Consider the following 10,228-nt stretch of genomic DNA (forward strand, 5'->3'; position numbering starts at 1 on the left):
ACGAATCCGTCGGCGTCCTCGCCGGACGGCGGGTGCGTGATCAGGCGCCTAGGCTGGGGTGATGCGGATCAGCTCGCTGCACACGTACCCGGTCAAAGGCGGTCACCGCCTCGACCACGACGCAGCGCTGGTGGAGCCGTGGGGTCTCGCCGGTGACCGCCGCTGGATGATCGTCGACCAGGACGGGAACGGCATCACCCAGCGCCAGGCCCCGATCCTGACCGGGCTGCGGCCCGTCCCCTACGCCGGCGGGCTGGACCTCAACGGCTTCCGCGTCGACGAACCGGTCGACGGCCCCAAAGCGACAATCCGCGTCTTCAGCTCAAAACCCCCGCTGACCGCCCGGATCGCACCGGCGGCCACCGACTTCATCAGCACGTTCCTCGCCCGCCCGGCCCGGCTCGCCTGGCTCGCCGACACCGGCGTCCGGCCCATCGAGACCCACGCCCGGCCCAGCGACCGCGTCAGCTTCGCCGACGGATACCCGCTGCTGCTCACCACCACCGCGTCCCTCGACGCCCTCAACGACTGGCTCCTCGAAGCCGGCGACGAACCCGTACCCATGACCCGCTTCCGCCCCAACGTCGTCATCAGCGGCACCCGGCCCTGGGCCGAGGACAACTGGCTCGGCGGCCGCCTCCAACTCGGCGACGTGACCTTCCGCGCCGCCAAATCCTGCAGTCGCTGCGTCGTGACCACCATCGATCAGGACACGGGCGAAACCGGCCGGCAACCCCTGCGCGCCCTCGGCCGCCACCGCCGATACACCGACGGACTCCTCTTCGGCATCAACCTCATCCCCGACATCACTCCAGGTGAGACAGGAATCATCCGCGCGGGGGAGTCTTCCTTAGCTCTGCCTTAGGAGAGTTGCCCAGGCGCCACGCACCCGCGAAGGATGCGTCAGCGTGACCGCACATCGCCTCCTCGCCCCCCGCTGGCTCGCCACGGGCGGCGCCGTGCTGCTCGCCGGAATCATCGGCGCCGCGCTGCTGCTCCAGAACGGTGGCTCCGCCTGCGCGGCCCCACCGAGCAGCGCCAAGCACACAGGCAAGGCGACGTTCTACGACCTGGCCGGCACCCAGGGCAACTGCTCCACCAAACCACCGGCCGACGACCTCTACGTCGCCCTCGGCAAAACCGAATACTCCGGGGCGCGCGCCTGCGGCTCCTACCTCGACGTCACCGGCCCCAAAGGCAAGGTCCGCGTCAAGGTCTTCGACTCCTGCCCCGAATGCGCCGCCGGCCACCTCGACCTGAGCCGTACCGCGTTCAAGAAGATCGGCAAGGAGATCGACGGCATCATCCCGATCACCTACAAAGCCGTCCCGAACGCCCCCACCCCGGGCCCGCTCAGCATCACCTTCGTCGAAGGCACCTCCCAGTACTACTGGGCGGTCACCATCGACAACCACTCGAACCCCATCAAATCGGTGCAGGCCAAGGGCCCGGGCGGCAGCTTCAAGTCCGCCCACCTCGAGGACTACAACGTCTGGATCCTCGACGGATCCGCCGGCCAGGGCCCCTTCCAGGTCAAGATGACCGACATCTACGGCAGGACCGTCACGGCCAAGAACATCAAACTCAAACCCCAGACCCGGCAGACCACTTCCGTACGCTTCTCGGCCGGCACGACCAGTCAGGCCGAGAAGCCGGCTCCCGCCAAGAAGAAGAAAAAGCCTTCCCCCTCGGCGTCCGTATCGGCGTCGGCGTCACCCTCACCAGCGCCGTCCCCCTCGGTGTCGCTGTCGTCCGAGGCTCCCGTCCTCGAATCGACCGAGGAGGTTGCGCTCGCCGCGGCTGCCCCGGTGGCGAAGAAGTCCTGCGGCTGACGGCGTCCTAGCGCAGGTCGAGCCACATCAGGACCTCATCGCGGTCGTCACCCGGGCCGACACGCAGTGCGCCCGGGATCCGGCCGACCTCCCGGTAGCCGACACTGCGGTAGAAGTTGTCCAGCCCGTGCCCGTCCCGCAGGGTGACCTGCAGACCGGCCAGGCCCAGCTTGCGGCCCACGACGGTGGCCTCCCGCATCAGCGCGGCGCCGTACCCCCGGCCCTGGCTACCCGGCACGACCATGACGCGCTTGAGGACACGCCAGTGCGCCTTGAGCTCGAACCGGTTGTCCGCCACAAAAAGCAACGAGACCAGGCGGCCGTCGTCGAGCCCGATGAGCAGGTGGTCGACGCCGTCCGCGACACCGGTAAAGGCCGCTTGCGCGACGGGGCGTACCTGGTCGGCGGTGACCGGGGCGACAAAACCGACGGCCCCACCGGCGTTGGTGACCTCGGTCCACAGCTCGACGATCTCCGCCCGCAGCCGATCGGTCAACGGCGGATCAAGCACGAACGACAAAGTCATGCCGCCATCCTCGCGCCCGTCGCCGGCCCGGACGCGGCGTGCGTTCCTCAGGGTGCGCGAGACCACAGGGTGCGGAAGGCGGGACTCGAACCCGCACGCCCTCTCGGACACAAGCTCCTAAGGCTTGCGCGTCTGCCATTTCGCCACTTCCGCCCGATTTGCCACCAGCAAATCGCTGCCAGCATTCTAGACCGGGCCGTGCGATTCCAGCCGCTCGGCCGCCGTCACCCGAGTCTCTATCGTGCCCAGCCCGGCCGCCGTGAGGACGGCCCGGACGGACGACGGGGACAGGTCGATCGGATCGTCCTCCCGCAATCGGAGGGCGTGAGCCAGCTTTCGGTCGCCCAGCGTCGGATTCTCCAGCGCAAAAGCCAGGACCGCATCGCGCTCGGACTGCGAGAGTGGGCGGCGAGCTGCAAAGGTCAGTGAACCGCGAACGGCCAGACGACGCTTCAGCTGATAGATGTGGCCGACGCTGCAGCCGATCAGCCGGGCCGCGTCCGAGGTGGTCACCTCACCCTTGCCGACCAGTGTCAGTACCTCGATCTTCTCCTGCTCGCTCAGTGCGATGTGCGGCCGGTCGGCATCGAAGGAGATGCCGGGCGAGCGCTGCCGGTTACGCCCGGCATATGTCGCGGTCTGGCTGTGGCAGTTCGGGCAGAGGAACTGAACGTTGTCCGGCCGGCAGTCCCAGAACTGACCATCGATGTGATCAATGTGCAGGGTCAGCGGACGCCCGTTCCAGCTGTCACCGACACCGCATGCGGCGCATCGGTAGGCCCGGCCCAGATCCGTCAAGGCGCGGCGCAGGACCGTCGGCTTCTCGCGCTTGGCGTCGACCGGCCGGACCACCAGCACTTCGGTGTGCTCGCGTCGCTTCGAGCTGCGATAGCGGCGGACCGGCGGCGTCCCCTCGAAGTGCGAGGTGTCGATGCCGAGCTGGTCGATGCGGCGGCGCAGATGGGCGTGGGCGCCGCCGTTCAGCCGCAGACCGAGGTGGCGCAGGACTCCGGCCATGGAGGTGGAGGCGGCGACGGCTTCGCTGAGGATTTCGCGGGTGTATCTGACGTAGGCCACCGCGGGAACCTAGCGACGCGGTCCGACAGTTCTCAGTGCTGTCGCGCGTCCAGAATGGCCAGTGTGCGCTCGGCCCAGGTGATGTACGCCTGCTCGTACATGCGGCCGGCCATCAGGGTCAGGTAGGGGCCGATGCGGTTGCTGTCGCGGAGGTAGGTGTCCTCGTCGCGCCCGTTCAGCAACTTGTCGCGCATGCGGTCGTACCGGGCGAGTTTGGCGGTTGACCGGGTCAGGCGGGCGGCGACGGTTGCGCGCAGGGTTTGCTGGTCGCCGGTGTCGAGGGCCTGCATCTTGACCATGAGTTCGTCGCGGATCGCCGGGGGCCGGGCGGGTTCGGTGGTGGAGGTGTGGAGTTCGGCGAGGCCGGCCTCGGTCAGGGAGAAGACGCGTTTGTTGGGGCGGCGGTGCTGCTCGACGACGCGGGCGTCGACGAGGCCGTCGGTTTCGAGGCGGTCGAGGTCGCGGTAGAGCTGCTGCGGGGTGGCCGACCAGAACTCGGCCACGGAGACGTCGAAGCGTTTGGCCAGTTCGTATCCCGAGGCCTCGCCTTCGAGCAGGGCGGCCAGGACGGCATGGCGCAGTGACATCTGGACAGTCTCCGATCCCGGGGTTAGCGTCATCCGCACCTAATCAATTTGTTGAGTATAGGGAGTCGCCGTGCATCCGTTTCGCGCCGCCGTCGAAGCACGGGACATCGAGGCCGCCATCGCGCTCCTCAGCGATCGGGTCGTCTTCAACTCACCGATCGCCTTCACTCCGTACGAGGGCAGGCAGGCCGTAGGGACCGTCCTGCGTGCGGTGTTCGAGGTTTTTGAGGACTTTCACTACGTGCGGGAGATCGGGGCCGACGACGCCGCCGACCACGCGCTGGTCTTCCGGGCGCGCATCGGCGAGCGGCAGCTCGAAGGCTGCGACTTCGTGCACCGCGGTGACGACGGCTCGATCGACGAGTTCACGGTGATGGTCCGCCCGCTGAACGGTGCGATGGCCCTGGCCGAGGCGATGAAGGCCAAACTCGCCGCGAGCCGATGACGGTGACGGTCCGCACGGCCGACGTCCCGGACGCGGTCCTGGCGCTCGCCGGCCTCGACCCGATCCACTACGCGGAAGCGTTCCGTTTCGAGACGCCTGCGATCCGCAGCCCGCTGGAGTGGTCCCGGCTGATCCTCGAAGGCGCGCCACCGATCAAGCGTCTCCAGATGCGGGCCGTCTGGACGGGCCTGGGGATCCGGCTCGCGATGCCGTTCAGCAGCGGGCAGGTGCTCGGCTGGCGGATCCGGCAGAGCGGCGCGGACGCGGTGGTGCTGGGTGTCCGTGCGGCGATCGGCCTCACCGCCCGGCTGGTGATCCGGGCCGAGCCGGGGCAGGTCACCCAGTCGATGCTGGTCCGCATCGACCGGGACCGGGCCCGCGGGGTCTGGGACCGGCTGGCCCCGCGCCACCGCCACTTCCTCACCGAACTCCTCGACCGAGACGACCTCAGAGCCCCGACCGGATAACGCCGTCCTGAAGACCGTGCGCGGCCGTCTTGGAGACCGTGCCCGGCCGTCTTGCGGGCCGCGCACGGCACGGCGGCCGCCTCGCGGATCAAGCCGCATGACGGCCGCCGTGGGTCGGCGGTCCCCTTCAGGGATCAGTAGCGGAACATCGCCAGACTCTGCTGAAGCTCGTGGGCGACGCGGGCAAGCTCGTCGGCGGCCGCGGCGGTGTTGGCCGCCGCGCTGGTTGTCTCGGCGGCGGCTTCGGCGACCTCGGCCACGTTCGAGGAGATCTCGTGGGAGCCGGCGGCGACCTCGCCGACGTTGCGGCCCATCTCGTTGGTGGTGGCCGTCTGTTCCTCGACCGCCGCCGCGATCGCGGTCTGGGTGGCGTTGATCTGGTCGATGACCGCGCCGATCTCGGCGATCGCGGCGACCGCAGCCGACGAGTCGGTCTGGATGGCGCCGACGCGGGTGCGGATGTCCTCGGTGGCGCGGGCGGTTTCCTGGGCGAGTTCCTTGACCTCGCCGGCGACGACCGCGAAGCCCTTGCCGGCGTCGCCCGCCCGGGCGGCCTCGATGGTGGCGTTGAGGGCGAGCAGGTTCGTCTGTTCGGCGATACCAGTAATGATCTTGACGACGGAGACGATCTCGGCCGAGGATTCGCCGAGTTTCTGCAGGATCGCGCCGGCCTCGCCGGAGATGCGGACGGCCTGGCCGGCCACGTCGGCGGCGCTGGAGGTGCTGCGGGCGATCTCGGTGATGGAGCTGCCGATCTCGTCGGCGCCGGCGGAGACCGTGGCGATGTTGGTGCTGATCTCGTCGGAGGCGGTGGAGACCGCGTGGGCGCGGCTGGCCGAGCGGGCGGCGGACGAGTTCATCCGGCCGGCGACGGCGGTCAGGTCCTCCGACGAGGAGGCGAGCGTCGTGACGTTGGTGCCGATGTCGCGCAGTGCGGCGGTGAGCCGGTCGAGCGCGGTGTTCAGCGCCTCGGCCATGCGGCCCACCTCGTCGCGGCCGCGGACCTTGAGGCGCTGGTCGAGGCGGCCCTCGGCGAGCGCTTCGAGGACCTTGACGGTTTCGCCGAGCGGGCGGGCGATGGCCCGGCTGACCGCGATGGCGATGACAACGGCGAAGGCCAGGGCGGCGCCCATCAGGGCGATGGTGAGGATCCGCGCCATCGTGGCGTTGCTGCGGGCGTCGGCCATCTGCTGCTGGGCGGCCTTGTCCTCGATGCCGGCGAGGTTGTTCAGCGCCACCGTGATCTTGCTGGTGAGCGGGTCGATGAAGTTGTTCTGCACGCCGAGGTAGGTGCTGAGGCTGTTGGCCTGCGCCGCCGGGACGAGCTGCTGGTCGCGGACCTTGCGGTACTCGGCCAGGCCCGCGGCGAAGGCGGCCCGGTCGGTCTGGGTGCCGGCCGCCGGGCTCTTCGTGTACGCGGTCCACGTGCTGTCGATGTCGGCGTCGAGCCGCTTGATCGCCATCTGCACGTTGCTGACGTCGGCGAGCGGTGACCGCAGGATGAGCTTGGCCGAGAGCGAGGTGGCCTGCTGAACGTCCGCGCGGACCTCACCGAGCCGGGCGATCGACTGCAGGTTGTTCTGGTACATGTCCTCGAGGCGGTTGTTCGCACTGTTGAGCTCGATGCCACCGGTCACGCCCATGGTGATGACCAGGACGCTGAGGACGCCGAACGAGGCGAACAGCTTCTGCGACACACGCAGGTTACGCAGCGCGCCACCGCGTGGGCCCTTCTCGCTGGAGGAGGGCGCCTTGCGGGAGCGGCTAGGCGTCTGGGCGGGTGTCGGCATCGGCGGTCTCCGGGGGAGGGACAGTGGTTACCGCTCTATTCGGCACCGCCCCCCAGGATCCGCGAAATTTGTCGGAAAAGTCAGTCGATACCGAGATCTCGTCGCAGCTTGGCGACGTGGCCCGTGGCCTTGACGTTGTAGAGGGCCTTCTCGATCGTGCCGTTCTCGTCGATGACAAACGTCGAGCGGATCACGCCGGTCACCGTCTTGCCGTAGAGCTGCTTCTCACCGAACGCGCCGTACGCGGTCAGCACGCTCTTGTCCTGGTCACTGACCAGCGGGAAGGTGATCGCGTCGCGTTCGCGGAACTTGGCCAGCTTGGCCGGGACGTCCGGGGAGATGCCGACGACCTCGAAGCCGGCCGCCTGCAGCGAGCCGAGCGAGTCGCGGAAGTCGCACGCCTGGGTCGTGCAGCCGGGCGTCATCGCGGCCGGGTACACGTACAGGATGACCTTGCGGCCGCGGAGGTCCTCGAGGGTCAGGGTGTCGCCGTTGTCGGTGGGCAGGGTGAACTCGGGAGCCGGGTCACCCGGCGTGAGGCGCTCAGTCATGCGTCCGAAGATATCGGGGTGGCCCGCAGGCGCAGCACACCCGTCGCCGCCATGCCCACTCCGGCGCCGACGGCGATCAGCACGGCGACCCGGGCGAGCCAGGACGGGCCGGGGAACGAGACGACCGCCTGACCGAAGACACCCACGTCCGCGAAGCCGCCGAAGACCGCCAGCACCGCCCCGGCCAGGGCCAGCAGGAACGGTGCGCGTCGCAGCCAGGTGAGCACACCCGCGGCCACGGCGAGGACCGCCGCCACGTACGCCGGTGCCTGCCCGCTGACGCCGACACTCGCGCGCGTCACGGCGTACGCGAAGGTGATCGTGCCGGCGAGGAGCGCGGCCGGGCCGATCCAGCGGGGGCGGCGCAGGCCGAGGGCCGTCAGGACCGCACCGAGCGCGAGCGCGCCGACCCACCAGAGCCAGGCGAGGGGCGGGGGTTCCCAGGTCAGGGTGCCGCGGACCTCGTAGGTCGTGACGCCCTCGCGCAGCGGGACGACCCAGTCGCGCAGCAGGTGACTGCGTGACGGGTCGGCCTCGGCCTGCGGCGGGAGGTCGTCGCCGAGCCAGCGGGTGCGCTGGTCGTGCCAGCGCACGGACGGCTCGGTGGAGACGCGGCGCCACTGCGGGGCCGCGGCCGATGAGGCGGTCGCCGGCACCGGCGTCTCACCGTCGAGGGTCTGGTTTCTGTACGTCGACGGGGAGTTGACGTTCTCGAAGGTGCCGTCGGGACGCACCTCGAGGTAGGGCTCGCCGTCGTAGCCGAGCACCTCGACCGTCCTGCCGGTCCGGTTGACCAGCTCGAGCCGGGCACCGGCCTCGACCGTGCGGACGGTCAGCCCGGGCTCGGCGGGTGTGATCCCGGTGACCTCGATGCTGTACGCCGTCGCGTCGGGCGCCTCGCCGCCGTGCGCGAACGCCGGGCCGGCCGGTGCGAGCAACGCACCGGCCAGCACGGCGACGAACAGGGCGACACGCCTCACGCGCCGGCCGCCTCCACGGCTGCGGTCAGCCCTTGCGGCGTCCGGTCCTCGAGGGCCTTGCCGCCGACCAGGACGGTCGGGGTGCTGCTCACGCCCCGGGACGCCGCGGTGTCGGTGGCCTTGGTCGCCCAGGCCCGGTAGGTGCCCTTGTCGACGGCGTCGGAGAACGCGGCGTCGCTCAGGCCGACCGACTTGCCCAGCTCGATCAGCTTGGCGTTGTCGAGCCCGGCCGAGCCCTCCTCGGGCTGATTGGCGAAGAGCACCTTGTGATATTCGGCGAACTTGCCGCCCTGGGCCGCCGCGGCCGAGGCGCCGGCGGACCGGGTGGAGTATTCGGTGCTGGAGGCCCGGTCCAGGATCGCGATCGGGTGGTACTGCACGGTCACCTTCTTGTCGGCGACGAGCTGGTCGACCGTCGTCGCGACCGAGGACTCGAACTGCCCGCAGATCGGGCACATGAAGTCCTCGTAGATGTCGATCTTCACGGGGCCGGTGCCGACCGCGAAGGCCGTGCCGTCGTCCACCGCGACGCTCGGCGTCGTCAGGTTGGCGGTCTTGTCGCTCTCCTGCCCGGCGGCGACGCTCCAGCCGATCAGCCCGGCGATGATCAGCACGCCGACGACGCCGAGGCTGGTCCAGAGGGTGATCCGGCGGCGGCGCTCCTTGGCCAGTTGCTCCTGGACGACCCGTTTGGCCTTGGCCCTGTCCCGGTTGTTCTTCGCGCTCACTCTTCCCCCATCAGGACACCATCGATCGAGAACCGGGTCCGCGGTTTCCACAGCAGGATCCCGGCGAGCAGGAGGAAGCCGACGTCACGGACGATGTCGAGGGTGTATTCCGGGCTCTCCCCGGCACCCAGCGCCCCGCCGGAACTGAAGCAGCCGCAGTCGATCTGCAGGCCCTGCACCCAGGCGTAGGTGATGCCCGCGATGAAGATCAGCAACAGGCCGGCCGAGATGGCGGCGCTGAGGCGCACCGCCAGACCCACCAGCAGCAGCAGGCCGAGTGCGATCTCCAGGAACGGCTGGGCCGCCCCGATGACCTTGGCAACGTCGTACGGAAAGATTTCGTACGCGTTGACCGCGCGCCCGGACTCGGCCAGGTCACCGACCTTCAGACCGCCCGCGACCAGCCACACGGCAGCCAGGCCCAGACGGGCCACTGTCGAGATCCAGGGCCAGACGGCCGTCGTGTGGGCAGACTGCCCCGTCTCCATGCTCACGCCCCCTTAGTCGGCGGATGCCGCCGCCAGGTTCCGTCATACCGCCTGGGGATTGGCTGTGTGACGGGTCCAAGGTCCTGAAGATCAGCTCGCCTGGGCCGCGGCGACCGCGGTGACGAGCTCTTCGCGGGCCCGGGCCACCCGGGAGCGGATCGTGCCCACCGGAACATTCTCGACCTCGGCGGCCTCCGCGTACGACAGGCCGAGCACCTGGGTGAGAACGAATGCGGTTCTGCGCTCCTCGCCGAGGCGGCTGAGCAGGTCCGCTGCGCTGAGACGGTGAGCGGGGTCACCCTGTTGCGGGATGTCGGTCCACGCCTGGGCGGCCAGCCGGGCGTCGAGGCGCCGCCGCCGGACGACCGCCCGCAGGTGATCGGCGCACGTGCGCCGGGCGATGCCGAGCAGCCAGGTGCGCACCTGGGCGCGGCCCTCAAAACCGGGCAGCGCCTTGAACGCGCGCAGATAGGTTTCCTGCGTGAGATCGTCGGCCGCGCCGGGATCGACCAGGGCGGCGGTGAACCGCCACACCTCGGCCTGGGTGCCGCGCACGAAGGCGGCCTGCGCACCGGCGTCGCCGGCACGCGCCCGGAGGGCGAGCGAGGTGAGGGGATCCGCCGCAATCACAACCGGAGATGGTACGCGGGCCGGAAATGTCAGAGGGTCCGGGAACTATCGTCACCGTGCGGGCGACAATCACAGGTCCTCACGTTTCTGCCCCGCGCGCGACCACGTTGCGGGCCCATCGACGCCA

The 10,228-nt window shown here is 69.9% G+C and carries 13 protein-coding genes and 1 tRNA gene; 4 read left to right on the forward strand and 10 right to left on the reverse strand.

The genetic code is table 11. The features are described from left to right. The first annotated feature begins 61 nt into the window (after positions 1 to 61). Together AFR_RS06510 and AFR_RS06515 are read left to right on the forward strand one after the other, a co-directional pair. Entirely contained in the window at positions 62 to 865 is an 804-nt protein-coding gene (locus AFR_RS06510; protein WP_023359107.1) for an MOSC domain-containing protein, read from the forward strand. A 43-nt stretch (positions 866 to 908) separates the two neighbouring features. After that, complete coding sequence (locus AFR_RS06515) at positions 909 to 1,832, forward strand: expansin EXLX1 family cellulose-binding protein (protein ID WP_023359108.1); 924 nt, start codon at positions 909 to 911, stop codon at positions 1,830 to 1,832. A 7-nt stretch (positions 1,833 to 1,839) separates the two neighbouring features. Here AFR_RS06515 and AFR_RS06520 read toward each other — a convergent pair whose 3' ends face one another. The 4 genes from AFR_RS06520 to AFR_RS06535 all read right to left on the reverse strand — a co-directional run bounded on the left by AFR_RS06520 (position 1,840) and on the right by AFR_RS06535 (position 4,022). Next, complete coding sequence (locus AFR_RS06520; protein WP_023359109.1) at positions 1,840 to 2,358, reverse strand: GNAT family N-acetyltransferase; 519 nt, start codon at positions 2,356 to 2,358, stop codon at positions 1,840 to 1,842. 70 nt (positions 2,359 to 2,428) lie between these two features. Next, a tRNA-Leu gene (locus AFR_RS06525) sits at positions 2,429 to 2,511 on the reverse strand. 33 nt (positions 2,512 to 2,544) lie between these two features. Beyond that, positions 2,545 to 3,435: an HNH endonuclease gene (locus AFR_RS47375; protein WP_023359110.1), complete on the reverse strand. Its 891-nt coding sequence runs from the start codon at positions 3,433 to 3,435 to the stop codon at positions 2,545 to 2,547. Between the two features lie 32 nt (positions 3,436 to 3,467). After that, complete coding sequence (locus AFR_RS06535; protein WP_023359111.1) at positions 3,468 to 4,022, reverse strand: PadR family transcriptional regulator; 555 nt, start codon at positions 4,020 to 4,022, stop codon at positions 3,468 to 3,470. A 70-nt stretch (positions 4,023 to 4,092) separates the two neighbouring features. Between AFR_RS06535 and AFR_RS06540 the strand changes: the two genes are divergently transcribed. Next, a complete protein-coding gene (locus tag AFR_RS06540; RefSeq protein ID WP_023359112.1) occupies positions 4,093 to 4,467 on the forward strand; it encodes a nuclear transport factor 2 family protein in 375 nt (124 codons plus the stop codon). Beyond that, the gene (locus AFR_RS43390; protein WP_023359113.1) at positions 4,464 to 4,934 is read left to right on the forward strand and encodes a hypothetical protein; all 471 of its coding nucleotides are present in this window, start codon (positions 4,464 to 4,466) and stop codon (positions 4,932 to 4,934) included. The genes AFR_RS06540 and AFR_RS43390 overlap by 4 nt, the downstream gene beginning before the upstream one ends. Positions 4,935 to 5,068: 134 nt before the next feature. On the opposite strand, the gene AFR_RS06550 is transcribed toward AFR_RS43390, so the two are convergent. The 6 genes from AFR_RS06550 to AFR_RS06575 all read right to left on the reverse strand — a co-directional run bounded on the left by AFR_RS06550 (position 5,069) and on the right by AFR_RS06575 (position 10,101). After that, positions 5,069 to 6,724, reverse strand: a complete 1,656-nt coding sequence (locus tag AFR_RS06550) for a methyl-accepting chemotaxis protein (RefSeq protein WP_084297920.1) — start codon at positions 6,722 to 6,724, stop codon at positions 5,069 to 5,071. A gap of 80 nt (positions 6,725 to 6,804) precedes the next feature. Further along, positions 6,805 to 7,275 (reverse strand): thioredoxin-dependent thiol peroxidase, encoded by a 471-nt coding sequence (gene bcp / locus AFR_RS06555; RefSeq protein WP_023359115.1) that lies wholly within the window; start codon positions 7,273 to 7,275, stop codon positions 6,805 to 6,807. Continuing rightward, a complete protein-coding gene (locus AFR_RS06560; protein ID WP_023359116.1) occupies positions 7,272 to 8,255 on the reverse strand; it encodes a hypothetical protein in 984 nt (327 codons plus the stop codon). Before AFR_RS06560 ends, bcp begins: the two co-directional genes overlap by 4 nt. Beyond that, complete coding sequence (locus AFR_RS06565) at positions 8,252 to 8,983, reverse strand: DsbA family protein (RefSeq protein WP_023359117.1); 732 nt, start codon at positions 8,981 to 8,983, stop codon at positions 8,252 to 8,254. Before AFR_RS06565 ends, AFR_RS06560 begins: the two co-directional genes overlap by 4 nt. Further along, positions 8,980 to 9,471 carry a MauE/DoxX family redox-associated membrane protein gene (locus AFR_RS06570; protein WP_023359118.1) on the reverse strand — a complete coding sequence of 164 codons (492 nt, stop codon included), beginning with the start codon at positions 9,469 to 9,471 and terminating at the stop codon, positions 8,980 to 8,982. The genes AFR_RS06565 and AFR_RS06570 overlap by 4 nt, the downstream gene beginning before the upstream one ends. Before the next feature lie 90 nt (positions 9,472 to 9,561). Next, positions 9,562 to 10,101, reverse strand: coding sequence for a sigma-70 family RNA polymerase sigma factor (locus AFR_RS06575; protein WP_023359119.1), 540 nt, complete (start codon positions 10,099 to 10,101; stop codon positions 9,562 to 9,564). Positions 10,102 to 10,228: the final 127 nt, after the last annotated feature.

It is taken from the genome of Amorphoplanes friuliensis DSM 7358, assembly GCF_000494755.1.
GTDB classification, from domain to species: Bacteria; Actinomycetota; Actinomycetes; order Mycobacteriales; family Micromonosporaceae; genus Actinoplanes; species Actinoplanes friuliensis.